Origin of the sequence: Mitsuaria sp. CC2, from assembly GCF_048957715.1 — a bacterium.
In the GTDB taxonomy this organism is placed as follows: Bacteria; Pseudomonadota; Gammaproteobacteria; order Burkholderiales; family Burkholderiaceae_C; genus Roseateles.
The window spans coordinates 94,735-119,621 of record NZ_JARVXN010000009.1 but is presented as its reverse complement, the minus strand read 5'-3'; the positions used below and the strand labels follow the sequence as shown (position 1 = coordinate 119,621).

Sequence of the window (24,887 nt, the reverse complement as noted above, 5' to 3'; positions counted from 1 at the left end):
ATGGCGAGCGGATGGCGAGCGGATGTCCAACGGTGGCCGAGGTCGCGGCGTGAGTGCGGCCTTTGCGCCGCGTAAAGCTCACCATTGTGCACCGGCTCGATGACCACCCGGCGCAAGGTCCGGGTGAGACGTACTCAGCGCGGCGTCTGGAGCAGCTCGGTGACATCAAGCCGATAGCCGCGCCACGCCGGCCAGGCTGCGGCGATCAGGGCCAGCCCGAGCGCCAGAGCCGGCACGAGCGCCTCCCAGCCGGAGACCCAGAGGCCGGAGATCCGCACCGACTGCTGCTGCGCCAGCACTGCGCCCAGCCCCGCCGTCAGCGCATGGGACAGGCCCAGTGCGAGCAGCGTGGCGAGTCCCGCCAGCATCAGCGCCTCCATGGCGATCAGCGCGGCCACGCGCATCGGCGTGGCGCCGAGCATCCGCAGCATCGCAAGATCGCCCTGGCGTTCGCGCACCGCGTGCAGCAGCGCCACCAGCACCGACAAGGCCGCCGCCAGCAGCAGCACGGCGCCGAAGCCGCGCAGCACGTCGACGCCCACGCCGACCATGCTCAGCAGCCGTGCCGTCTCCAGCGCAGGCACCGAAGCCTGCAGGCCCGGCTGCGCATTCACCCAGCGCGGCAGCATCACCGCGGCCAGCGGACTGCGATAGCGGACCAGCACCATGCTGACCTCCAGCGACGCCTCGTCTGGATGGACTTCGTGGGTCTCCTGTGCGCCTTGCCCTTCGTGTCCTTCGTGCCCGTGCGGGTCGTGCTCGTCCCCACCCGCGGTCGCCGACTTCCCGAGCCCGTGCGCCGCATGGGCTTCCCAGACGGAAGCCAGGTCGGTCAGCACGAGCCGATCCACGACGCCTCCGGTCGGCGCCAGCACACCGGTCACCTCGTAGGCGGCCTCATGCTCGTCGCCGCCGGACGCGAGGCCGTGCGTGCCGTGGAAGCGGTCACCCGGCTTCAGCCCGGACCGTCTGGCCACTTCCGCGCCGAGCAGCGCCTGCATCGGCGCCTTCCACGACTGGCCCCGTGCCAACGACAGCTGGTACAGCGCCAGATAGTCGGCCATGGTGCCGACGATGCGGAAACCCTGGAAGCTGTCGCCGAGCGAGATCGGCACCGCCTGCGCGACCAGCGGCTGCGCGCGCAGCTGCGACACGGTGGCCACCGGGATGTTGCCGGTCGATTGGTCGAGGTGGAACACGCCCGCGAGCAGGATCTGCATCGGGCTGCCCTTCGCGCCGACGACCAGATCGATGCCGCCGAGATCGCGCTTGAGGCCCTGCTCCAACTGCTCGCTGACGAGGAGGACGAAGCCGATCGCGGCCAGGCCGAGGCTGAGCAGCATCAGGTTGAGCGCGGTCAGCATCGGCCGCGCCCAGAGATAACGCCACGCCAGGCGCGGCAGGTTCAGCGGCGCGCGGCTCATGGGATGGCTGCCGGAGAGGCAGCGGCGTCGGCGCTCCGCCCCGGCAGCCGCAAGCGCTGCAGCGGCGACCAGCCGGCCCAGGCGGCATCGATCCGGGCGTCATGCGACGCGATGATCAGGCAGACGCCGTGCTCGGAGGCGGCGCGTCGAAGCAGCGCCAGCGTCGCGTCGCAGGCCTCGTCGTCGAGATTGGCGGTGGGCTCGTCGGCCAGCACGAATCGTGGCGCGCGCAGCAGCGCGCGGGCGAGCGCCACCCGCTGCGCCTGCCCTTGGCTGAGCGCATGGGGGCGACGATCCTCGAGCGCGGCTATGCCGAGCTCGTCGAGCAAGGCCCGGATGCGCGCGAGGTCCGGTGCCAGGCCGGCCGCCACGTAGGGCAGCGACAGGTTGTCGCGGACGCTGAGCGAGGGACTGAGGTGCAAGCGCTGCGGCATGAAGCCGAGGTGAGCGCCGCGCCAGGCATCGCGCGCGGCCGGCACCAGCGCGCCGACCTCGACGCCCGCCATCGTCAGCCGCCCGCCGGCCGGCGTCTGCAGTCCCGCCATCAAGGCCAGCAGCGTGCTCTTGCCGCTGCCGGACGCACCGCGCAGGAGCAGGTGCCCGCCCGCGGGCAAGGCGAAATGCGGGAACCGCAGGTCGACGCCGGACGCGCGGTCGCGGTCGGCGCCATAACGGAAGCGCAGTCCGTCAAGAACGACCATCAACCGCCCGCCTCGTCCTTCAGCAGTTCCTTGAATTTCTTGGCGAACTTGTCGACCTTGGGCGCGACCACGAAGGCGCAGTAGCCCTGCTCCGGGTGGTTGGCGAAGTAGTCCTGGTGATACGCCTCGGCGGGCCAGTAGTTGTCTTCCGGCTGGATCTCGGTGACGACCTTGCCGCCGTGCGCGCGCTGCGCCTCGTCGACGACCTGTCGGATCACGGCGAGCTGGTCGGGCCGCGTGTAGTAGATGCCGGAGCGGTACTGCGTGCCGACATCGGCGCCCTGGCGGTTCAGCGTCGTCGGATCGTGGATGGTGAAGAAGACCTGCAGCAGGTCCTCCAGGCTCACGACCGTCGTATCGAAGCGCACGCGAACGACTTCGGAGTGACCGGTGCTGCCGGAGCAGACCTGCTCGTAGTTCGGGCTGGCGAGCGGCCCGTTGGTGTAGCCGGACTCCACGCCGAGGACGCCCTTGACGCGCAGGAACACGGCCTCGGTGCACCAGAAGCAGCCGCCGCCGAGGGTGATGAGGTCCTCACCGGGCTGGAGTTGGACGGGGTTCGGGGTGGTGGTCATGGCGGGTCCTTGGCTCGTGGTTCGATCGCCCTACATGGCGTCTTCGGCGGATTCCTCAAGCCTCGCCCGCAGCGCCGGCCGGCTGATGAGCGAGGTCGAACTGGAGGACTTCCTCGAACACCCTGTTCCGCGCCTTGGCATCGCGGATGAGGGACGAGGCTGGCGTCACATACAGGTGCAGCGGCACATCGCTGGACTGCCCGATCAGGAAGTCGTTGTAGACCACCCGCTCGGACAGGGAAAAGACATCCTTGAAACCGGTCTGCTTCAAGTCCCGGTAGAACTCGTCATCCACCTCGACGATGGAGAACGCGAAGACTTCCCTGACCGTGGGAATGCGATCCGCCAGCGCGCTCGCGTAGAGACGGCACTGCAACAGCGACTTGTTGTTCTCGAAGATGTCCGCCGCGGGCTTCTTGAATTCGATGATCACCAGCTTGTTGGGCTGATCGTCGCTGTCCTTGGAAAAGAAGGCCGCGACGTCCGGTCGCCGTTGCAACTTGCCTTCGAGACCGTGTCCGACCTCTTCCAGGATCTGCTGCAGCCGCTCGTCGCTGTGGATGCTCGAATAGGAGAGGAACTTGTCATCCACCAGCCAGACGTTGTTCTCCCGGAGATTCGAGCCGTCGCTCTTCTTCGGGAGGATCGCGTTGTGGACCACCTCCTCCACGCAATCCTGCGGCAGGTTGGCCAGGGAATCGATCACGAGGGCCCGGTGGACGATGAACCGCGCCAGGTCTTCGCTCGCCAGATGGGAGACATCATCAAGGGAGACTTCGCGCCCGCTCTCCAGGGCCTCGACCACCTGATCCTCGCGCCGCGCCTGTTGCGCGCGATACGTCTTGACGATCTCGTCCGCGTCCAGGAGCGCGGCATTGCCGCCGAGCGACTCCAGCCGGATGAACGGGTAGTACTTGCGCAATCGACCCAGGTTGTTCGACTTGAATTCGTCGATGCCGCTATTGGATGAGCCCCGGATGAGCCGCATGCACTCGGCCTCGATGCGCGGCATCAGCCGTTCCCGGCTGATCGGCGAGATCATGTCCACGTCATCCTCGGTGCGCGGGAGTTCCAGGCGCTGCCGTTCGATGTCGGAGCGGTCGTTGAAGTAGCTGGAGGTGATGAAGATCAGATGCCGGCAGACATCGAAACGACGGCTGATCACGCACTCTTCGATGCAGAGCTCGTCGGCGCACAGCATGGCCGCGATGCCCTTGCGCGGCAACTCATCACGGAACAGATAACAGCGGAACTGCTCGTCTCCGACCGAGAATTCGTGTTCGGCGACCGCCTTGACCTCGTTCCCGGAAAAGATGAACTCGTCGTCGAACGGCTGGCGGGAGTTGTGGCGGAATGTGACCGAGATCTGATGCCCTTGCCGCGCCTTGAGGAAGAGCAGCAATCGCAGATCATCGCAGATAGAGTTCACCAGCTTCGTGACCTGCGTGTTGATCCGCTCCTTCAGGTCACGAAGGACGATCGATGTGCGGGACGGTCCGGCGACATCGGCGTAACGCACATCATCGAGCGTGAACTCGGGCGTGTAGCTGAACTGGACCTGGCGCTCCGGCAGTTGGCTCTCGATCTGGACCACTCGGGCGTACTTGAGAAACGCGAGCCGACCCACGCCCTTGCCGCCGATTTCATCCTTGTGCCCGGTGCAGATCTCGTCGAAGTACTGGAGGTTCTCGTGAGTGAACCCTTCGCCATCGTCCGCAATGGTGATCTGCTCCAGCACGCTCCGCACTTCGGTGCCTTGGAACAACTCGCCGTTCTTCTCCGAGAAATGAAGATCCACCGCGATATGGCGTCCGCCGGCATGGATCGAGTTGGTGATGGCCTCGCGAATCACGTCGCGTGCCGAGACTCCGCCGCGGTAGTGCTCCGCAATGAATTTCCGAAGATTGATCCGGGCCATCTGCTCATTCCCCGCCTCGACGGCGGCACTTGAATCAAATCATCTTACGGCCGTTCGACGGCGCCGGATTCGAGGCTACTGTGCGCTCAGCGCCAGATCGACGCGCGGCGACCAGGCCTTGTCCTTGTCGGCGCCGCGCTCGTCGTCCTTCGAGTGCAGCTTGGGCGACGCGAGGAACATGCGCGCGTTCGGCACGCCGCGCGCCAGCAGCGCGTCGCGCACGGCGACCGCGCGCTGCAGGGCCAGCTCGCGCAACTGCTCGTCGGTGACGGTATAGCTGTCCATCAGCAGCTCGCGCATCTGCGCCGCCGGGATGTCCTTGGACAGTCCGATGACGTTGCGCGGCTTGTCGGGCAGCTTGGCGTTGTCGTAGACGACCTTGAGCAGGCGCGTGCGCTGCGCGTCGTCAAGCACGACCGGCGCCAGCCCCGCATTGGCGGAGGCCGTCGGACCGGATGCACCAGATGCACCAGATGCATCAGATGCACCGGGAGCGACCGACGTCGGCGCGTTCACCGTTTGCGTGACCGCCGCGCGCCGCATCTCGCGGCGGCGCTCGGCGATCAGGGCGTCTTCCAGCCGGGCCCCTTGCGCCGCGCGGCGCTCACCCTCGGGATCGACCCAGCCGGTGATGCTCAATTGCAGCACCGGCTTGTCGGCCAGCACCTTGGTCAGCGGCTCCAGCTTCTTCGCCGCCTCCGGCTGCAACGCCGCGGTGCCCGGCTGGAATTCCAGCTGGCTCATCTCGGCACCTCCGCCGCCGCCCGACAGCAGCGAGAACGGCGCCGTCAGCGCCTTCGTCAGCAGGTTGACGATCAGCTTGACCACCAGGCTGCCGACGCTGAACTCCGGGTCGTTGAGCGAGCCGCTGACCGGCAGGTTGACGTCGATGACGCCGTCGCTGTCCTTGAGCAGCGCCACCGCCAGCTTGACAGGCAGCCGCGTCGCCGTCGGGCTGTCGATCCGGTCGCCGAAGGTCAACTGGTTCAAGACGATCTTGTTGTCGGCCTCCAGGCGACCGCCGGGCTCGATCTGGTAATGGACCCGCGTGGACAGCTTGCCGCGCTCGATCGCGTAGCCCGCGTACTTGCCCGCGTAGGGCGACAGCGGCGCGAGCTCGATGTCGGTCGCGCTCGCGGTGATGTCGAGCGCCAGCGGCGCGCCGCTCGGGTTCAGCTGGCCGCTGACGTCCAGCAGCCCCGTGCCCTCGACCTTGCCCTTGAGCTGCAGCGGCGCCATCGCCGCCGAACCCGCCGAGAACGCGCCCAGCGTCCCCGTCAGTTCGCTCAGGTTGGCGCTGTAGTTGGGCTTGATGAAGCGGTCGTTGAAGTCGACCTTGCCGCCGTTGACGCGGGTCTCGGCGATGCTGATCCGCAGCGGCGGCGCGCCGGCCGCGGACGCGGCGGCGCCGGCAGGCGCGGCGGAGCCTGTCGAGGCCGCCGCCACGTCGGGGGCCGAGCTCGCCCGGGCCACCGCCGCCGCCACCGGTGCGGATGCCGCCGGCGTACCCGCGACGGCGGCCACCGCCTGGCCCTGCTCGGTCTGGTTCAGGTCGCGCAGGTTCAGGCGGCCCTGCTCGCTGATGATCAGGCGGGCGTAGAACTGGTCCAGCACGGCCTGCTGGATCTTCACGTCCGGGGCGCCGCCGGGCGCCAGCGCCAGCCGCAGCCCGCCGAGCTTCAGGCCCTGCCAGCTCAGCAGGTCCTCGGCCGAACGGCGCCTGCCGTCCTGCAGCCGCGCCTGGCGCAGGCGGAGATCGGCGATCGCCAGCTCGCCCCCGGCGCGCACCGCCGGTCCCTTCGGCGTCTCGGTGAACTCGAATCCGCCGCGCATCGACCCTTCGGCGCGCTGCAGATGGATGCCGATGGACGGATCCAGGTAGGGATCGGCCCAATGCAGCGGCAGGCGCGCGGCCGTGAGGCGCCCCGACGCCTTCAACGGCGCGAGCGCCAGTTGACCGTCCCAGCGGAACGTCGGCACCTCGCGCAGGTTGCGGCGCGTCGCGTCGGGCCGCCGCAGCGTGGCCCCCAGTTGCACGGGCAGCGGCTTGCGCAGCTGGCGGCCGTCCCAGTCGATGCCGGACACCTTGAGCACCAGGTCCTGCACGCCGATCGGACGGGCGGGCTCGTCGTCGAGCACATGCGTCGCCAGGTCGAGCAGGGTCGCCTCACCGCCTTCGACGGCGATCTCGGCGATCTGCGCGGTCCAGGGCGCGGCATTGGCCGGCGCCGCAATAGGCGCCGTCATCGGCTCCGCGGACGTCGCGGGACTGTGGAGCACCTCGGGCACGTCCAGCGTCAATCGATCGCTGCGCCCCTCGGGCCGGCCTTCGCGCCGTTGGCGAGGCGTGGTCGCCGCGATGGCGGCGCCCTGCCCGCCCGTCGCTTGAGAGACCGCGCCCATCCAGGACGCCCAGCTCCACGTGCCGGCCTTGTCGCGGCCCAGCTGGACCTTCGGCGCCACCAGCGCCAGCCGCCCCGCCGTGAGCCTGCGAGTGTCCAGCGCGAGTTCCGCCTGATCGAGGCTCAGTTGCTTCAGCGCGAGCACCGGCTTCCTGCCGTCCGCCAACCGCAGGTCGTCGAGGCTCAACGCCTTCAACGACAGTTTGAGGTCTTCACCGGTCGGCCCCGCGCGCACGGCTCCCTGCGTCGCGAAGCGGCCTTGCACCGACAGCGGCGTCGCCGCCTTCAGATAGGGCGCGAGGAATTCCAGCGCGAGATCCTTCAACGCCCAGTCGAGGACGACGCCTTTCGCACCGACCTCGCCCTTGCCGCTGAGCGCGGCCGGCGTCTTTGCGCTTTCGGGCGACAGGGTCGCGGCGATCTCCACCGGAGCCGCCTTCGCGGTCAGCGGCCAGTTCAGCCCGCTGCCCTTGACCGATAGCCCGTCGACGTTCCATCGCGACGCGGGACGGAGCGTCTCATCGGTCCAGCCGACCCGCCCCCCGTCCAGCGCCAGTTGCCGCACGCCGACGCGCCAGGGCGCCGCGGACTTGGCCGGCGGCGTCGCCGGGGCCGGCTTCGACGACGCCGTCGTTGCCGACATCGCCGGCAGCCACAGGCGGCCTTGCGCGTCGCGCCCCATCAGCAACTCCGGCTGCTTCAGGCTCACCACGCCCAACAGCACCTGGCGCTTCAGCGGCTGGACGTCCGCCAGCTCGACGCTCAACGCCCGCCAGCGCAGCCAGTTGTCCCAACCGCCGTCCGTCTTGCCGTCCGCCTTGCCGTCGGCGCGCCGCTGCAGCGACAGATCGCGCACCGACGCGAGACCGCTGATCTTGACCTCGGGCGGCTGCTTCGGGGGCTGCTTGAAATCCAGCGTGAGCTGCGATTCGACCAGGCCCTTGGCCAGCCGCAGCGGCAGCGCTTGGGGCCAATAGGCGCGGTAGGCCGACAGGTCCAGCGCGTCGAGCTTGACCGTCATGCTCGCGCTGCGTGTGTCGGCGAAAGGCTGCACCTGGCCTTCGCTCTGGAAGCCGACGCCATTCAGGCGCCCCGACAGGCGGGGCTGCACGTGGACCTCGACGTCCGCATCCAGCGTCGACAGGAACGGGATGCCGAGATGCAGCGCCTTCAGCTCGTGGATCATGCCGGCCGTGCGGTCGTCCAGGCGAAGCTCGCCGTCGGTGAGTTCGATGTTGTAGAGCGCCGCCTCGGCCGGCCCGTCGTCCGGCGGGGTCGGCGCCTTGGGCGCGGCGGCCAGTCGGGCGAGGATGTCGTCCAGATCGGTCTTGCCGTCGGGCAGCAGCGCGACGCGCACGCGCGGCGACGTCACGCTCAACGACGACAGCACCGGCGCCAGGTGCCACAGCGAGCGCGGCGACACCACCGTGCGCACGCGGCTCACTTCAAACATCGGCGGCGCGCCGGCGGTCGGTCCGGCGATCTTCAATTCATGCAGCGTGAGGGCCAGCCGCCACGGCATGAAGCTCGCGCCGCCCAGCGTGACCGGGCGTCCCAGCCGTTCCGACGCGATCCTGACACCCGCCCGCTCGATCCACATCGGCAGCGCCACCCACGTCAACAGCAGCAGCGCGACCACGGACAGCACCAGACCCACAAGCACACGCAGCGCGCGCCGCGGCCAGACCGGAAGAGCAGAGAAGAACACGGGGGCAGCCGGCGAAACCCGGACGAGTCGTCAAGGAAGCTGATTATGCTGGCGGGCCTCAACACCTGACACCGATCCCCGGCTCTCGATGAACGACCTGATACATGCGGTCGCAGCGTTCCTGCTGCCGCCCACCGGCGCCTTTCCGCTGCTGCTGCTCGGCTGGTGGCTGCGGCATCGCCGCCGCTGGCTCTCCGGCGCGCTGTTCGCGACCGGCCTGGTCGCCGTCTGGATCGGCAGCACCGAGCTCGGCGCGCTGTGGCTGCAGGATCGCCTGCTGGGGCGACAGCAGGCCGTCGAGGTCGAGCGCCTCAAGGAGGTGCCGCCGGCGCAATCCATCATCGTGGTGCTCGGCGGCGGCGCCCGCAAGCTGATGCCGGAATACGGCAACTCCCAGCTCAAGGTCATCTCCGTCGAGCGGCTGCGGTACGGCATCTGGCTGTCGAGGCAGACCGGCCTCCCGCTGATGTTCACCGGCGGAAAACCCAAGGACGCGCCGGACAGCCACATGACGGAAGCCGCGCTGGCCGAGCGCACCGCGGCGCAGGAATTCGGTTTCGCCCTGGCGGCCAAGGAAGATCGCGCCACCGACACGCGCGAGAACGCGCGCTTCACCGCCGAACTGCTGCGCGACCGGCCGGTCCGGCGCGTCGTGCTGGTCACGCACGACGTGCACATGCGCCGCGCACTGCGGGCTTTCCGCGAGGCGCTGCCGCCGGAGGTCGAGGTGGTTCCTGCGCCGCTGGGCCTGACGGTCCCCGGCTTCGAGTGGCGCGACCTGCTGCCCTCGCAGGAAGGCACCGCGCGGGCGCGTTACCTGGGCTACGAATGGCTGGGGTACCTCGCCGGGCATTGAGCGCCGCCTCGAAGCGCCGTCCCTCGGCACGACCCCCAAATAGAAACCCCCTCCGCGCCGGACGTGCCGGACGAGGAAGGGGTGGGCGGACCAGCCGCCTTTGGGGCTCCGCGGCGAACTGCCGCAGGGCTCCTGGCGCGCAGAGACTGCGCCAGTTGAAGTGCCGGAAAGGCCAGACAACCTTAGGTCCGCGCGGCGGCGGTTTCAAGCCGCCAGCCCCCGAACCGGTAGTTTCCTAGCCCCCGAACAAACGCTGATAGAGATCCGCCGCGCGCGCTTTCTGCTCGGCCGGCATCTCGATCACCCGGCCCCATTCGCGCGGCGTCTCGCCCGGCCACTTGTTGGTCGCGTCCAGGCCCATCTTCCCGCCCAGTCCGCTGACCGGGGAGGCGAAGTCCAGGTAGTCGATCGGCGTGCCCTCGACCAGCGTCGTGTCCCGCACCGGGTCCATGCGCGTCGTGATCGCCCAGATCACGTCCTGCCAGCTGCGGATGTCCACATCCTCATCCACGATCACGATGAACTTCGTGTACATGAACTGGCGCAGATAGCTCCACAGGCCGAACATCAGCCGCTTGGCGTGGCCGGGGTAGGCCTTCTTGATCGAGATGACCGCCATCCGGTAGCTGCAGCCTTCGGGCGGCAGATAGAAGTCCACGATCTCCGGGAACTGCTTCTGGAGGATGGGGACGAACACCTCGTTCAGCGCCACGCCCAGGACGGCGGGCTCGTCGGGCGGCTTGCCGGTGTAGGTCGAGTGATAGATCGCGCCGTCGCGCTGGGTGATCCGGTTCACCTCGAAGACGGGAAACCAGTCCTGCTCGTTGTAGTAGCCGGTGTGGTCGCCGTAGGGACCTTCCAACGCGTGCAGGTAGCCGCCCTTCTCCTTCAGCGGGATGCCGTCCTCGCTGTGGCCGGTGAAGCCCGTCACCGCCGGCGGGATATGGCCTTCGAGCACGATCTCCGCCGTCGCCGGCACCTGCAGCATGCGGCCGGCCTCGCCGACATTCGTATCGGCGACTTCGGTCCTCGAACCGCGCAGCAGGCCGGCGAACTGGTACTCGGACAGCGTGTCGGGCACCGGCGTGACCGCACCCAGCGTGGTCGCGGGATCAGCGCCCAGCGCCACGGCGATGGGGAACGGCTGTCCCGGGTTCGCGATGCCGAAGTCGCGGAAATCCAGGGCACCGCCCCGATGCGCCAGCCAGCGCATGATCAGCTGACGCTTGCCGATCAGCTGCTGTCTATAGATACCGAGGTTCTGACGCAGCCGCGGGTTCGCGATCTTCTGCGGTCCCCGCGTCACCACCAGCCCCCAGGTCAGCAGCGGGCCGACGTCGCCGGGCCAGCAGGTCTGGATAGGCAGGCGCTTCAGGTCGACGTCGTCGCCCTCGATCACCTGCTCCTGGCAGGCCGGCCGCTTCACCAGCGACGGCTTCATGTCCCACAGCGCCTTGCCCATCTGCGCCAGCTTGCCCACGTCGCGCAGGCCGCGCGGCGGCTCCGGCTCCTTGAGCGTCGCCAGCAGCTGGCCGACCTCCCTCAACTGGGTGGTCGACTCGGCCCCCATGCCCAGGGCCACCCGTCTCGGGGTGCCGAACAGGTTGGCCAGCACCGGCATGCGATGTCCGGTCGGCTGCTCGAACAGCAGCGCCGGCCCTTCCGCCTTGAGCACGAGGTCGCTCACGGCCGTCATCTCGAGCACCGGCGACACCGGCTCGGCCACGCGGCGCAGCTCGCCCATGGCTTCCAAAGCGCCCATAAAGTCACGCAGATCTCGGTACTTCATAACCCAAAGTAGTTAAGAACAAGGCCCATACGGTTGACGGGTTATTTTTGATCCATAAAATCGCGCCCTGCCCTGACCCCAGGGTTATCCCGGTCTTTGCTGTGGGACGCAAAACCGGTGTGCTGCCAATGGACGCTGGATCGCCCGTCTGTCGCATCAAGAGCCCGGAGCCCTCTGAGAGCCCTCCGTGCCGTCGACGACGCCCGAGCCGGCCCATTATCACCACCCCCAGGTGGCTGTCCGGCGAGTGAACGCTGCGAGCGGCTCGCCAGACGGACGCCGGGTGTGGTCGGAGAAAGGAGTCGCATGACAGCGCGTTCAGACCTGCTATCCCTGCCCCGCCAGGCGCAAGCCGCCCTGGTGCTTTTCGTCAAGGACATCGGCCAGGGCCTCCTGGTCGTCAGCCACAACACGCTCGCCCTGGTGGGCTTCGCCGTCGTCGCCGTCGGGCTGGTCTTCGCCAGCCAGGCCGACCTGCGCCAGCAGCTCGAAGGCCAGGTGCTGGGATGGCTCAACGCCCGCCACGAAGCGCGCGTCGAAGCCTCCGGGGACGTGCTCGCCCTGATGGCCGAGCCCGACGCGATCAGCCGCGCCACCGCGGTCGATCCGAAGGAGCTCACCCGTCAGCAGGCGCTGGTGGCCAACTACCTGGCCCGGCGCTACCGCGTCGCGCCGGAGCCGGTCAGCCGCCTGGTCAAGGAAGCCTGGGATGTGGGCCAGCGCGCCCGCGTCGAGCCGACGCTGATCCTGTCCATCATGGCGATCGAATCCGGATTCAACCCCTTCGCCCAGAGCGCCGTCGGCGCCCAGGGCCTGATGCAGGTGATGACGCGCGTGCATGACGACAAGTACGAGGCCTTCGGCGGCAACTTCGCCGCCTTCGACCCCGTCACCAACCTGCGGGTGGGCGTGCAGGTGCTGAAGGAATGCATCCAGCGCGCCGGCAACCTCGAGGAAGGCCTGCGCCGCTACGTCGGCGCGGCCAACCTGCCCGACGACACCGGTTATGCCTCCCGCGTGCTGGCCGAACAGGACCTGCTGAAAGCCGTCGCTCAGGGCCGCAACATCAGCCCGTCGGCGCCGCGTCCGATCCGCGAGCCGGCGTCCGCGCCGGCCTCGACCGGCGAACAGGTCGCGATGACCGCCGTGATGCGCTGACCGGGCCCTCCGCACCGATCTCGCGCCTTTCGTGCGCCTTCGACAACGGGTTCCCATCGGAACCCGTTCTTCATTGGGCGAAGCCTTCGCCCCACCACCGTGGGAACAATGTCACGGGATGGCCGGCGCCCCGAGCCGGTGCGGCTACACTGCGGACTTCGCGCAACTGGCGATCAGGGCGCCCTGCCCGGAGACGATCCTGTCTCCGCACAGGCGTCGCCCGAGGTGGGCCACCACCGGGAAGCGCGAACGGCCGGGGACGACCCCGGCTGTCCGTGCCGTTCGCCTGGGCCGCCGTCGTTCCGTCATCCGTCGCCGCCTCGCCGTCGTTTCCGACGCGCGATCGCGCCGATGCGCTGCCGGGCGGGCGGCGCCAACCCTTGAGCCGACATCATCATGTTTGACCGCACCCAACAGACCCTCGCCAACGTCGATGCCGAAGTCTTCGCCGCCATCCAGCAGGAGACCCGGCGCCAGGAGGACCACATCGAGCTGATCGCCTCGGAGAACTACACCTCTCCGGCGGTGATGGAAGCCCAGGGCAGCCAGCTGACCAACAAATACGCCGAGGGCTATCCCGGCAAGCGCTACTACGGCGGCTGCGAGTACGTGGACATCGTCGAGCAGCTGGCGATCGACCGCCTGAAGCAGATCTACGGCGCCGAGTTCGCGAACGTGCAGCCCAACAGCGGCTCGCAGGCCAACCAGGGCGTGTTCTTCGCGCTGCTGCAGCCCGGCGACACCATCATGGGCATGAGCCTGGCCGAAGGCGGTCACCTGACCCACGGCATGGCGCTGAACATGAGCGGCAAGTGGTTCAATGTCATCTCGTACGGCCTGGACGCCCAGGAAGCCATCGACTACGACGCGATGGAAGCGCTGGCGCGCGAGAAGAAGCCCAAGCTGATCATCGCGGGCGCCTCGGCGTACTCGCTGCACATCGACTTCGAGCGCTTCGGCAGGATCGCCAAGGAGATCGGCGCCTACTTCATGGTCGACATGGCGCACTACGCCGGCCTGATCGCCGCGGGCGTCTACCCGAACCCGCTGCCGCATGCCGACGTCGTCACCTCGACGACGCACAAGAGCCTGCGCGGACCGCGCGGCGGCATCATCCTGACCAACGACGAGGCGATCGCCAAGAAGATCAATTCGGCGATCTTCCCCGGCATCCAGGGCGGCCCGCTGATGCACGTGATCGCCGGCAAGGCGGTGGCTTTCAAGGAAGCGCTGACGCCCGAGTTCAAGGCCTACCAGCAGCAGGTCGTGGCCAACGCCAAGGTGCTGGCCGACACGCTGATCGAGCGCGGCCTGCGCATCGTCTCCGGCGGCACGCAGAGCCACGTGATGCTGGTGGACCTGCGTCCGAAGAACCTGACCGGCAAGGAAGCCGAGGCCATCCTGGGCGCCGCCCACATGACCTGCAACAAGAACGGCATCCCGAACGACCCGCAGAAGCCGATGGTGACCAGCGGCGTCCGTCTGGGCACCCCGGCGATGACCACGCGCGGCTTCAAGGAGGAGCAGGTCCGCAAGACCGCCCACCTGATCGCCGACGTGCTGGACAACCCGCACGACGAGGCCAACCTGGCCCGCGTGCGCGAACAGGTGGCCGAACTGACGCGTCAGTTCCCGGTCTACCGCTGAGCGGAGTCCGCGGCGCATGCGATGCCCGTTCTGCGGTCACGGCGACACGCAGGTGTCGGAGACCCGGGAGTCCGACGAAGGCGACGTGGTGCGTCGCCGCCGTCGCTGCCAGTCCTGTGACAAGCGCTTCACGACCTACGAGCGCGCGGACATCGCGCTGCCCATGGTCGTGAAGAAGGACGGCACGCGCGCCGAGTTCGACATGGGCAAGCTGCGCGCGTCGATGACGCTGGCGCTGCGCAAGCGGCCGGTGAGCATCGAGCAGATCGACGCGGCGCTGGAGCGCATCCAGGAGAAGCTGCTCAGCACGGGCGTGCGCGAGATCCCGTCGACCAAGCTGGGCGAACACGTGATGCGCGAGCTCAAGCGGATCGACAAGGTCGCGTACGTGCGCTTCGCCTCGGTGTACCGCTCGTTCGAGGATGTCGACGAGTTCCGGCAGTTGATCCGCGACATCTGAGCGTCACGACGCCTGCGTTCGTCGATCCGAGTTCGCCATCGCGTGATCCGGGATCACGCGGCCTTCACGGGCATTTCAGGCCTATCCCCCAACGCCCTTGTTTCTGCCGGAGTTCTCCCCGGTTTCTCCCCCAAAAGCCGGCCCCCTTCAGCGGGTCGGCGCTTCCCTCCTGAAGGCGAAGCGCAACGCAGGCCATCTCCCTAGAGTTCTCAGCAACTCTTCGGGAGATCGTCCTTGTCACCCTCAGCTTCCCCGTCCCGCGGCCGTGCCGCATCGGCACCCGCCTCCCGCGGCATCAGCCTCATCGAGGTTCTGGTCAGCCTCGCGCTTGTCGCGTTCGCGGCCATGCTCGCCGCGCCCGACCTGCGCGACTGGGTCTGGCGCCAGCGGCTCGCGAACGCCGCGCAGGCGGTCCTCGGCGACCTCCAGCTTGCCCGCAGCGAAGCGATCCAGCGCGCGCGCAATGTGATCCTGCGCTTCGGCGGCGACGTGTCCGCCGTCAGCGGCAGTGGCCGTTGCTACGTGCTGCACACGGGTGCCGTCGCCTCCGGCACGCCGGGCCCCACGAGCTCGTCCGCCACCGCGCCCGCCCCCAGTTGCGACTGCCGGCTGGACGCGCCCCCCGTCTGCGACGGCGGCGCACAGGCCATCAAGCAGATGCGCTGGCGGAGCAGCCGGGGCCAGGCGGACATCGTGTCCAACGTGCCGTCGATGCTGTTCAGCGGCCGCCAGGGCACGGTGTCGGTGAGCGGCACGATCGAGGTCCGCATGACCGGCATCGGCTCGGTCCGCCACATCGTCAGCATCACCGGCCGCGTGCGCAGCTGCACGCCCGACGGCGCGCTGGGCCGCCTGCCGAGGTGCGCATGAAGACGCAAGGCTTTTCCCTGATCGAACTGCTCACCGTGCTGGCGATCGTGTCCGTACTGGCGGCGCTGACCCTGCCCGGATTCCGCGAGCAGGTCATGAAGGGCCGGCGCGCCGAGGCGCGCGAGGCGCTGCAGGCCATGCAGCTCGCCCAGGAACGTTTCCGCTCGCGCAATCCCCGCTACGCCGACCGCCTGGAGGATCTGGGGCAATCCGCGACGACGCGGAGCGGCCTCTATCGATTGCGCGTCGTCCAGGCCGATGCGACGCGTTATCAGGTGGAGGCGGTCGCGCAGGGCAATCAGCTCGGCGATCGGCGGTGCCGGGTGTTGACGCTCCGGCTCGAACTCGGGTCGACCGTCACGACCGGCTTTGACGACCACGGTGTCGAGCAGGCCACGGTCTGCTGGCCGCAATGAAGGAGGCGCAACGATGACACGAACGATGACACAACGAGGTTTCACCCTGGTCGAGTTCATGATCGGCCTGGCGGTAAGCCTGCTGCTGCTCGCGGGGGCCTTCTCGATGGCGGGCATCCAGCTTGGGGAGCATCACCGGCTCATGCTGGAGCTGCAGGTTCAGCAGGACCTGCGCGCCACGGCCGAACTCATCCTGCGGGACCTGCGGCGCGCGGCGTTCTGGGACCGCGCGCAGGACGGGGTCTGGCAGGACGACACGGATGTCCCCGCCCGCAACCCCTTCACCGAGATCGCCGTGGAGGACGCGGGGCGGCGGGTCAGCTACAGCTTCGCCCGGGACGGGAGCGCGCCGAGTGCCGGCAGCGTCCGGGAGACCTCCGGCTTCCGGCTGAGCGACGGCCGGATCGACCAGTTGATCGCCGGTCGTTACCAGCCGCTGACGGATCCCGACCTGCTGCGCGTGAACAGGCTGGAGGTGCGAGTCGATGCCCGGGCCCATCCCCTGGACAGCGTCTGCCCGTCGGTACTGTCCAGGCGCCTGGTGACCGTCGCGGTCGATGCGGAGGCCACGCATGACGCACGCGCCAGGCATCACCTGGAACTGCTCAGTCAGTTGCACAACGACGCCCTCTCGGGAGACTGCCCATGAACCGGCCTCTCCTCCGCCCTCTCATTCGTCCTCCCATCCCGCCACTCACCCCGCCACTCATCCGGCGACGGCAACACGGCCTCGCCACCCTGACCATGTGCGTGGTGCTGCTGGGTGTGCTGGCGCTGGGCGCTGCCTGGGCGACGAGGCAACTGGTGACCGCGCAGCGGGTGGCGGCCAATGATCTCCGTGCGGCGGCGGCCTCCGAAGCCGCCGAGTCGGGCATGGCCTGGGCCATCGCCCTGCTCAACAGCGGCGCCATCGACGACGCCTGCCGACCCGCGTCGCTTCGACCGGGACCGGGACCGGGTGCCACGGTGTCGTCGGACTTCCGCAGCCGCTTCCTCCTGATCGGCGCGGACGGTCATTACCACGCCCCGCCGCTGCCCTCCGGATCGGCCGCCACCCCACCGCCCCCGACGTCCGCAACGCCTGCGATCCCGGCCTGCGCCAACTCGGGCCCGCTGCGTTGGTCCTGCCGCTGCGCCGCCACCGCCGGCACGCCGTGGGACGCCACCACCGCCCCCCGCGCCGACGGCGAGGCCCAACCCCAGTTCAGCATCCGCTTCGCCGATGCCGGCGGGATCGGGCAGTTGAAGCTCATCGTGCGCGGCTGCAGCGACCGGCGCGCGGACTGCGACGACCTCTCCGGCGGGCCGATCGGCGTGACGGAGAACGTCCAGCAGCTGGCGCTCCTCAGCGCGCTGCGCCTGCCGCCGCCGGCCGCGCTGGTCGAAGGGCCGGGCAGCTTCCTCCGGGTCTTCGGTTATCCGTCCGCTCGCTACCGCGATCAACCCGCCATCACGCGCCTGCGCTGCACCGACGATTGCGGCGGCCCCCTGGCCCAGGCGCTGGCGCGCGGCCGCCGCCTGATCTGGGTCGACGGCGATGCCCGTCTGACCGAGTGGCCGGCTCCGGCGCTCGACGGCACGCCGCTGGTCCTGGTGGTCGACGGCCGACTGGACCTGCTCGCCTCTGGTCACCCGCAGGGCGTGATCTACGCCGCCAACGGCGTGGATTGGCATCCGCCGGCGGATCAACCGACGTCGCTGCGCGGGGCACTGGTCAGCGAGATCCCCGTGACCAAGGCCGGCTCGGTCCAGCTCATCCACGATGCCGGCGTCCTCTATCGCATCCATCGGCAGATGGGGAGTTTCCTGCCCGTTCCGGGCGGCTGGACACCGAACCGATGAAGGCACCGATGAAGACACTCCGCGGATTCACCCTCATCGAGGCCCTGGTCGCCCTGGTGTTGCTCTCGATCGGCGCGATCGCCCTCATGACGCTCCAGGTCCGGCTGCGGATCGCCGCCGATGAAGCCCGTCACCACGACCAGGCGCTGCGCCTCGCCCGCAACGAATTGGAGCGCTGGCGCTGGCAGCCGGACGCCCCCTCCCCCGGCTTGACCTGGGAAGGGCCGGACCTCGCGTTCTCCATCGCGGGCGGTGCGGCGCTCAGCGTCGACGCGCTCGGCCGCGCCGATGGCGACACGCCCGATGCCGGCTCGGTCATCCTGCCCCTGCGCCCCGTGCGCCTGCGCGTGCAATGGACGGACCGGACCGGCCGCCTCCAGTCCGTCACCCTCGAAAGCCTGCTTCCCCTCAACGATCCGGCCCTCCCGGGCCTGCTCCAGACTCCCCCGGGGTCGCGCCGCTAGACTCCCCGCCATGGAAGAAGTCCGATCGCCCGCCCACCACGTCGATGTCCACGTCGATGTCCACGCCGATGTCCACGCCCCGGACCACGCGCCGATGTCGCGCGACGACCATTGGATGGCCGAGGCCCTGCGCCTGGCCGAGGACGCGATCGGCCTCACCGACCCGAACCCGCGCGTGGGCTGCGTCATCGTCGACCGTGAGGATCGTCTGCTCGGCCAGGGGCACACGCAGGCGGCCGGTCAGGCGCATGCCGAGATCATGGCCCTGCGCGACGCCCAGGCCCGGGGTCAGGATGTGCGCGGCGCCACCGTCTACGTCACCCTGGAGCCCTGCGCCCACCACGGCCGCACGCCGCCCTGCTGCGACGCCTTGATCGCGGCCGGCGTCGGCCGGGTGGTCGCGGCGCTGGGCGACCCCAATCCGCAGGTCGCCGGCCAAGGGCTCGCGCGCATGCGCGCCGCCGGCATCGCGACGGATGTACTCGCGACCGACCACCCCAGCGCCGTCGAGGCGCGAGAACTCAACATCGGCTTCCTGACCCGGATGCAGCACGGTCGCCCCTTCGTGCGGATGAAGATCGCGGCCTCGCTGGACGGGCGGACGGCGCTCTCGAACGGCGTCAGCCAGTGGATCACGGGCCCGGAGGCGCGCCGCGACGGTCACGTCTGGCGCCGCCGTGCCGGCGCGGTGCTGACCGGCATCGGCACCGCGCGCGAGGACGATCCCCGCCTGGACGTCCGCGACGTCGACACCGTGCTGCAGCCGCAGCGGGTGCTGATCGACTCGCGCCTGGAACTGTCGCCGGCGGCGCGGCTGCTGGCGCCGCCCGGGCAGTTGCTGATCTATCACGCCCTGGCCGAACCGGGCGAGCGCGGCACCGCGCTGGTGGACCGGGGGGCAGAACTGGTCTCCGTCGCCGATCCGGTCCGAGGCAAGGTCGACCTCGGCGCGGCGATCCGCGACCTGGGCAGACGTCAGGTCAACGAGCTCCACATCGAGGCCGGCTACAAGCTCAACGGCTCGTTGCTGCGCGCCGGGCTGATCGACGAACTGCTGATCTACGTCGCGCCCCTGCTGCTGGGCGAAGGGCGCGGCATGGTCGACCTGGGCGGACTCACCGCGCTCGACGGGGCGCCGCGCTTGCGGATGGTCGATTGCCGGTCCGTCGGGGGCGACCTGCGTCTGCGCCTGCGGCCGATCGCCGCGTAGCCCCGCCCAGGAACCCCGTCGAGGAACCCCGCGCCCCGGACAGGCGGGCCGCCCCGCCTACAATCGCACCCATGCCTATTTCACCGATTCCCGAGCTGGTCGCCGAGCTGGCGGCCGGCCGCATGGTCATCCTCGTCGACGAAGAGGACCGCGAGAACGAGGGAGACCTCGTCCTCGCCGCCGACCACGTCACGCCGGAAGCGATCAATTTCATGGCCAAGCATGGCCGCGGCCTGATCTGCCTGACCCTGACCCGCGAGCGCTGCGAACTGCTGCAGCTGCCGCCCATGGCCACCCGCAACGGCACCAAGCACGGCACCGCCTTCACCGTGTCGATCGAGGCGACCACCGGCGTCACGACCGGCATCTCGGCGGCGGACCGCGCGCGCACCGTGCAGGCCGCGGTCGCCAAGGGCGCGGTCGCGGCGGACCTGGTGCAGCCGGGCCACATCTTCCCGCTGCAGGCGCAGGACGGCGGCGTGCTCATGCGCGCCGGCCACACCGAGGCCGGCTGCGACCTGTCGCGCATGGCCGGGCTGACGCCCGCCGGCGTGATCTGCGAGATCATGAACGACGACGGCACCATGGCCCGTCTGCCGGACCTGGAGATCTTCGCCAAGGAACACGGCCTGAAGATCGGCACCATCGCCGACCTGATCGAATACCGCAGCCGCAACGAATCGATCGTGCAGCGCATCTCCCAGCGTCCGCTGGACACGCGCGAGGGACGTTTCGACTGCCACATCTTCCGCGACCGCTCGAACAACGTGCACATGGCGCTGGTGCTGGGCCAGTGGCAGCCCGACCAGGAGGTCCTGGTGCGGGTGCACGAGCCGTTCTCGGCGATGGACCTGCTGGACGCCGGCCGTTGCGGCCACAGCTGGCCGCTGCCCCAGGCGCTGGCGGCGATCCAGCGCGAGGGTTCCGGCGTCGCGGTGCTGCTGAACTGCGGCGAGGACGCGGAAGCGCTGCTGGCGCGCCTGCAGCCGGAGGCTGCTGAAGACACGCGCCAGACCCTGGACCTGCGCACCTACGGCGTGGGCGCGCAGATCCTGCGCGAACTCGGCGTGCAGCGGATGAAGCTGCTGGGCAGCCCGCGCCGCATGCCGAGCATGACCGGCTACGGACTGGAGGTCACCGGCTTCCAGGCGGCCCAGGCGGGCGCCAACGACAAGAATTGCTGAGGACCGCATGCAAGGATCTGACAAGGGTCAATCGACCCGGCTCGACGGACGGGGCCTGCGCGTCGGCATCGTCCAGGCGCGCTTCAACGATGAACTGACGACGGCGCTGGCCAAGGCCTGCCTGGGCGAACTGGCGCGGCTGGGCGTTGAGGAGACCGACATCCGCCACGTGACCGTGCCGGGCGCGCTGGAAGTGCCGGTGGCGCTGCAAGCCATGGCGGTGAGCGGCAAGTTCGACGCGCTGGTCGCGTTGGGCTGCATCATCCGCGGCGAGACCTACCACTTCGAACTGGTCGCCAACGAGAGCGGTGCCGGCGTGACGCGCCTGACGCTGGACCACCGTTTGCCGATCGCCAATGCGATCCTGACGGTCGAGAACGAGGAACAGGCCTGGGCGCGGGCCGAAGACAAGGGCCGCGATGCCGGGACCGTTGCCGTCGAGATGGCACAGCTGCTGAAAGAACTCAAGTGAACACGAACGACAACTCTCCCGCCGGCAAGCCCGCTTCCAAGAGCGGCGGCAATCCGGGCGGCAAGCCGGCCGCCAAGAAGGCGCCGGCCAAGTCGGCCCGCCGCCGCTCGCGCGAGCACGCGCTGCAGGGCATCTACCAGTGGCTGGTGACCGGCGACGACCTGGGCGTGATCGACGCGCACACGCGTGAGCAGGAAGGCTTCGAGAAGGCCGATCGCGGTCACTACGACAAGCTGTTCAACGGCGCGATCGAAGAAGCGGCCGCGCTGGACGCCGTGTTGGCCGTTCATGCGGACCGCAAGACGACCGAGCTGTCCCCGATCGAGCACGCGATCCTGATGATCGGCGCGTACGAGCTGAAGAACTGCATCGACATCCCGTACAAGGTCGCGATCAACGAGGCCGTCGAACTGGCCAAGTCCTTCGGCGGCACGGACGGCCACAAGTACGTCAACGGCGTGCTGGACCGTGCCGCGATCGACCTGCGTCCCGTCGAGGTCAAGGCTGTGCGCGGCAGCTGATCTCCGCGCGGATCGAGGCCGACGTCGCTCCCGCAAGGGGGCCGTCGGCCTTTTTCATTGGTGCGGCCGATGCGGGGGCAAGGAATCACATCGATTCGATCAAGATAAGAGCGCGTCGCCGCTAAGTCGCACGCCCTCGCCACACGCTCACCAGTCCCGCGACCAGCGCGAATCCCGCAGCCATCCCCAGCCCCGCGTGCGACGCGCGTGACGCGGGCCGCCACGTGAACAGCAAGCCCATCAGCAGACTGCCCAGCGTCTGACCGGTGAGGCGTGCCACGCCTTGCGCGCCGCCGGCCGCCCCGCTGCGCTCCTTCGGCGCCGACAGCAGCATGTTGCGGTTGTTGGGCGTCTGGAAGAAGCCGAAGCCCAACCCCGCCAGCGCGGTGAAGACGATCAGCGGCCATCGCGGATCCTCGTGCAGGGGCCAGACCGCGCAGAGCGCGAGCCCGGTGGCGAGAGACGCGGCGCCCGCGGCGCAGAGCCACGCCGTCGGCAGGCGGTCGGCCAGGCGGCCGGACAGGGGCGCGGCCAGCATCACCGCCAGCGGCCAGGGCGTCATCAGCAGGCCGGTTTCGAGCACGCCCAGCCCCAGCACGTGATGCATGTAGAACGGCAGCGCGACGTAGCTCGCCATCTGCCCCGTGAAGCAGCACACGGACGCGATGATCGACATCCGGAACGACGGCGAACGCAGCAGGTCGATGGGAATCAGCGGCGCCGCGCGTGGCAACTCACGACGGACCAGCATTGCGCCGCAGGCGATCGCCGCGATGAGCAGCGCGCCGCCCGCCAGCGGCCTGGCCAGCACCTGGTCGCCGCCGAGCACGAAGGCCGCGAACATTCCCGCGTTGAGCGCGACGCTCACGACATCCAGCGGGCGCCGCGTGCCGGGCGTGTCGGGCAGTCCGCGGGCGGCGATCAACACCAGCAGGCCGACCGGCAGGTTCACCGCGAACAACCAGGGCCAGCCGGCCACCGACAGGATCGCCGCGCCGAGGGCGGGGCCGGCCGCCGACGCGCCCGCGACGGCCAGCGCGTTGTACGCGATGGCCTGTCCGAGCAGCCGCTTCGGATAGGTGAAGCGCAGCAGCGCCAGGCCGAGCGGCATCACCGCCGCGCTGCCCAGGCCCTGCAGGCAGCGACCCGCGACCAGCCATCCCAGCGACGGTGCCAGCGCGCACAGCGCCGACGCCGCGATGAAGAGCGACACCCCCGCGACGAAGACGCGACGATAGCCAAGGCGCTCGCCGAGGGCCGATGCGGGCAGCAGGAACATCACCACCGCGAGTTGATATGCCGTCGCGACCCAGATGGCGTCGGCGGCCGAACTGTTCAGGGTCTGCGCGATGTTGGGCAGCGCGACATTGGCGATCGCGCCGTCCAGCACGACCAGCGCGATCGCGCCGAGCAGCGCGGCGACCGCGGCGTGACGTCGCGGCAGCGGCACGCCGTCGGCATCAGGATCGGAATCGGACGAAGCAGGCAAGATGGCGGACATCGGGGAGGCGACTCGGCAGGCGGTGGCGTCCAGCATAGGAGCCGCCCGGCGACGCGACCAGCGCGCCGGGCGCAGGGAGTTCCTGCACGGGACGCCATCCGCACCGCTCGCGCGCGTGCTAGCGTGCCGCGATGGCCGACATCGATCTCAACCTGCTCACCGCGCTGGACGCGCTGCTCGCCGAGGGCAGCGTGGCGAAGGCCGCCGAGCGCCTTCGGCTCAGCGAATCCGCGATGAGCCGCACGCTGGCCCGGCTGCGCGAGGCCACCGGCGACCCGCTGCTCGTGCGCGCGGGCCGCACGATGGTGCCCACGCCGCACGCGCTGGCCTTGCGCGAGCAGGTCCGGGAACTGGCCCAGGGCGCGCGCGCCGTACTGCAGCCGGCGGGTGCGGGTTGGGACCTGCGCAAGCTCGACCGGACCTTCACGCTGCGCGCGAACGACGGTTTCATCGAGTCCTTCGCACCGGCGCTGGTCGCCCGCGCGGCCGAGGAGGCGCCGGGCGTGTGCCTGCGTTTCGCGCCCAAGCCGGACAAGGACGTCCGCCCGCTGCGTGAAGGCCTCATCGACCTCGACATCGGCGTGCTCGGAGCGTCCGGTCCCGAGGTCCGGATCCAGGCGCTTTACCGCGATCACTTCGTCGCGGCGGTGCGCGTGGGCCACGCGCTGCTCGATGAACCTGAACTCGGCACAGCGCGTCATGCGGCTGGTCATGCGGCTGGTTATGCGGCTCGTTATGCGGCCTGCGCCCACGTCGTGACCTCGCGTCGCGGCCGCCGCGCGGGCCCGGTGGACGAGGCGCTCGCGGCACGCGGGTTGGTGCGTCGTGTGGCGGTCGTCGTGCCGAGCTTCCGCGCCGCGCTGTCGATCGCGGCCGCGACGGACCTCGTGGCGCTGGTGCCCTCCTCCTTCTTCCCACCCGACCGGGTTCAGGGCGCGCTGCGCGCGCTCCCCTTGCCCGTGCCGACAGCGCCCATCACCGTGTCCCAGATGTGGCATCCGCGCCAGGACAAGGATCCGGGGCACCAATGGCTGCGCGCGCTGGTGTTCGAGCTGTGCAAGGCGACAGCATCGACGTGAACGCAACGATCAAGGCGAGGGGGTCGGCAACGGCACCCGTCGGATGACGTCCTCGTAGGGCACCAGATCGAGGAAAGCGGTGGCCTCCGACACGCGCCCGTCCTTCATGCGGAAGATCCAGACGTAGCTGTTGCGATACGGCCTTCCGTCGCGCGCCCGGGCCTCGCCGTCCCAATGCACGGCGACGTCGTCGCCCTGCGCGAAGACATGGTGCACGGCCACTGGCCGGACCGGTGTCGACAGCCTCGACGAGAACGGACGCACCGCGCGGGTGACGAAGTCCTCCAGACCGACATAGGTCCCGGCGTAAGGACCACTGCCACGGATGGTCCAGCGCACCGACGGCGACAGCAGGTCATCGAAGAAGCGGTTGCCGCCCTTGGCCCAGGCGTCGAAAGCCTCGACGACTCGGGCGCGGTTGTGCTCGGCGAGCTGGGGCTCCAGGGAGACGGCACGCGCATTCGTCGATTCCGCGTGGAGCGTCTGCGTCATCGACAGCGGGATGAGCCCGACGATGAGCGGCACGATCGCGCGATGCCAGCGACGGGCCGAGCGACGGGGGACGATGGCACTCTGCATGGCGGTCACTCCTGGTCTTCAACAGAAGGATCACTCTGCCGCCGGGCAGCGGAACGGTCTCGCACGATTCTCCAGAACGCTTGCCTGATACGCCGACGCCCTGTCGTCGGC

General features: G+C 69.6%; 22 protein-coding genes. 14 read left to right on the top strand and 8 right to left on the bottom strand.

What is annotated here, in order from left to right; genetic code table 11:
• Positions 1-134: 134 nt before the first annotated feature.
• The 5 genes from PV762_RS05775 to PV762_RS05755 all read right to left on the bottom strand — a co-directional run bounded on the left by PV762_RS05775 (position 135) and on the right by PV762_RS05755 (position 8,728).
• Positions 135-1,424, bottom strand: coding sequence for an FtsX-like permease family protein (locus PV762_RS05775; protein ID WP_421034073.1), 1,290 nt, complete (start codon positions 1,422-1,424; stop codon positions 135-137).
• A complete protein-coding gene (locus tag PV762_RS05770; protein ID WP_421034072.1) occupies positions 1,421-2,125 on the bottom strand; it encodes an ABC transporter ATP-binding protein in 705 nt (234 codons plus the stop codon). Before PV762_RS05770 ends, PV762_RS05775 begins: the two co-directional genes overlap by 4 nt.
• Positions 2,125-2,700 (bottom strand): peptide-methionine (S)-S-oxide reductase MsrA, encoded by a 576-nt coding sequence (gene msrA, locus PV762_RS05765; protein ID WP_421034071.1) that lies wholly within the window; start codon positions 2,698-2,700, stop codon positions 2,125-2,127. The genes PV762_RS05770 and msrA overlap by 1 nt, the downstream gene beginning before the upstream one ends.
• Before the next feature lie 55 nt (positions 2,701-2,755).
• Positions 2,756-4,618 (bottom strand): ATP-binding protein, encoded by a 1,863-nt coding sequence (locus tag PV762_RS05760; RefSeq protein WP_421034070.1) that lies wholly within the window; start codon positions 4,616-4,618, stop codon positions 2,756-2,758.
• Positions 4,619-4,693: 75 nt separating this feature from the next.
• Positions 4,694-8,728: a DUF748 domain-containing protein gene (locus PV762_RS05755; RefSeq protein WP_421034069.1), complete on the bottom strand. Its 4,035-nt coding sequence runs from the start codon at positions 8,726-8,728 to the stop codon at positions 4,694-4,696.
• Between the two features lie 88 nt (positions 8,729-8,816).
• On the opposite strand from PV762_RS05755, the gene PV762_RS05750 reads away from it, so the two are divergent.
• Positions 8,817-9,584, top strand: a complete 768-nt coding sequence (locus tag PV762_RS05750) for a YdcF family protein (RefSeq protein WP_421034068.1) — start codon at positions 8,817-8,819, stop codon at positions 9,582-9,584.
• 235 nt (positions 9,585-9,819) lie between these two features.
• Here the strand turns inward: PV762_RS05750 and PV762_RS05745 are convergent, their stop codons facing one another.
• On the bottom strand, positions 9,820-11,373 hold the full coding sequence (locus PV762_RS05745) for a UbiD family decarboxylase domain-containing protein (protein ID WP_421034067.1): 1,554 nt from the start codon (positions 11,371-11,373) through the stop codon (positions 9,820-9,822).
• 306 nt (positions 11,374-11,679) lie between these two features.
• On the opposite strand from PV762_RS05745, the gene PV762_RS05740 reads away from it, so the two are divergent.
• The 12 genes from PV762_RS05740 to nusB all read left to right on the top strand — a co-directional run bounded on the left by PV762_RS05740 (position 11,680) and on the right by nusB (position 21,617).
• Positions 11,680-12,531 (top strand): transglycosylase SLT domain-containing protein, encoded by an 852-nt coding sequence (locus PV762_RS05740; RefSeq protein ID WP_421034066.1) that lies wholly within the window; start codon positions 11,680-11,682, stop codon positions 12,529-12,531.
• A gap of 396 nt (positions 12,532-12,927) precedes the next feature.
• A complete protein-coding gene (glyA, locus tag PV762_RS05735) occupies positions 12,928-14,178 on the top strand; it encodes a serine hydroxymethyltransferase (RefSeq protein ID WP_421034065.1) in 1,251 nt (416 codons plus the stop codon).
• A 16-nt stretch (positions 14,179-14,194) separates the two neighbouring features.
• Positions 14,195-14,638 (top strand): transcriptional regulator NrdR, encoded by a 444-nt coding sequence (gene nrdR, locus PV762_RS05730; protein ID WP_067271194.1) that lies wholly within the window; start codon positions 14,195-14,197, stop codon positions 14,636-14,638.
• Positions 14,639-14,872: 234 nt separating this feature from the next.
• Positions 14,873-15,508, top strand: coding sequence for a pilus assembly FimT family protein (locus PV762_RS05725; RefSeq protein ID WP_421034064.1), 636 nt, complete (start codon positions 14,873-14,875; stop codon positions 15,506-15,508).
• Positions 15,505-15,924 (top strand): type IV pilin protein, encoded by a 420-nt coding sequence (locus tag PV762_RS05720; RefSeq protein ID WP_421034063.1) that lies wholly within the window; start codon positions 15,505-15,507, stop codon positions 15,922-15,924. Before PV762_RS05725 ends, PV762_RS05720 begins: the two co-directional genes overlap by 4 nt.
• Before the next feature lie 25 nt (positions 15,925-15,949).
• Positions 15,950-16,573 (top strand): PilW family protein, encoded by a 624-nt coding sequence (locus PV762_RS05715; RefSeq protein WP_421034062.1) that lies wholly within the window; start codon positions 15,950-15,952, stop codon positions 16,571-16,573.
• A gap of 95 nt (positions 16,574-16,668) precedes the next feature.
• Positions 16,669-17,766 carry a hypothetical protein gene (locus PV762_RS05710; protein ID WP_421034061.1) on the top strand — a complete coding sequence of 366 codons (1,098 nt, stop codon included), beginning with the start codon at positions 16,669-16,671 and terminating at the stop codon, positions 17,764-17,766.
• Positions 17,767-17,774: 8 nt separating this feature from the next.
• A complete protein-coding gene (locus PV762_RS05705) occupies positions 17,775-18,230 on the top strand; it encodes a type IV pilus modification PilV family protein (protein WP_421034060.1) in 456 nt (151 codons plus the stop codon).
• A 94-nt stretch (positions 18,231-18,324) separates the two neighbouring features.
• A complete protein-coding gene (gene ribD / locus PV762_RS05700) occupies positions 18,325-19,440 on the top strand; it encodes a bifunctional diaminohydroxyphosphoribosylaminopyrimidine deaminase/5-amino-6-(5-phosphoribosylamino)uracil reductase RibD (protein ID WP_421034083.1) in 1,116 nt (371 codons plus the stop codon).
• 71 nt (positions 19,441-19,511) lie between these two features.
• Positions 19,512-20,624 carry a bifunctional 3,4-dihydroxy-2-butanone-4-phosphate synthase/GTP cyclohydrolase II gene (ribBA, locus tag PV762_RS05695; protein ID WP_421034059.1) on the top strand — a complete coding sequence of 371 codons (1,113 nt, stop codon included), beginning with the start codon at positions 19,512-19,514 and terminating at the stop codon, positions 20,622-20,624.
• Between the two features lie 7 nt (positions 20,625-20,631).
• Positions 20,632-21,096, top strand: coding sequence for a 6,7-dimethyl-8-ribityllumazine synthase (gene ribH / locus PV762_RS05690; RefSeq protein WP_421034058.1), 465 nt, complete (start codon positions 20,632-20,634; stop codon positions 21,094-21,096).
• Entirely contained in the window at positions 21,093-21,617 is a 525-nt protein-coding gene (gene nusB, locus PV762_RS05685) for a transcription antitermination factor NusB (RefSeq protein ID WP_421034057.1), read from the top strand. The genes ribH and nusB overlap by 4 nt, the downstream gene beginning before the upstream one ends.
• 121 nt (positions 21,618-21,738) lie before the next feature.
• On the opposite strand, the gene PV762_RS05680 is transcribed toward nusB, so the two are convergent.
• A complete protein-coding gene (locus PV762_RS05680) occupies positions 21,739-23,118 on the bottom strand; it encodes an MFS transporter (protein WP_421034056.1) in 1,380 nt (459 codons plus the stop codon).
• Positions 23,119-23,249: 131 nt separating this feature from the next.
• On the opposite strand from PV762_RS05680, the gene PV762_RS05675 reads away from it, so the two are divergent.
• Positions 23,250-24,197: a LysR family transcriptional regulator gene (locus PV762_RS05675; RefSeq protein ID WP_421034055.1), complete on the top strand. Its 948-nt coding sequence runs from the start codon at positions 23,250-23,252 to the stop codon at positions 24,195-24,197.
• Positions 24,198-24,206: 9 nt separating this feature from the next.
• Here PV762_RS05675 and PV762_RS05670 read toward each other — a convergent pair whose 3' ends face one another.
• The gene (locus PV762_RS05670; RefSeq protein ID WP_421034054.1) at positions 24,207-24,776 is read right to left on the bottom strand and encodes a nuclear transport factor 2 family protein; all 570 of its coding nucleotides are present in this window, start codon (positions 24,774-24,776) and stop codon (positions 24,207-24,209) included.
• Between the last annotated feature and the right edge of the window lie 111 nt (positions 24,777-24,887).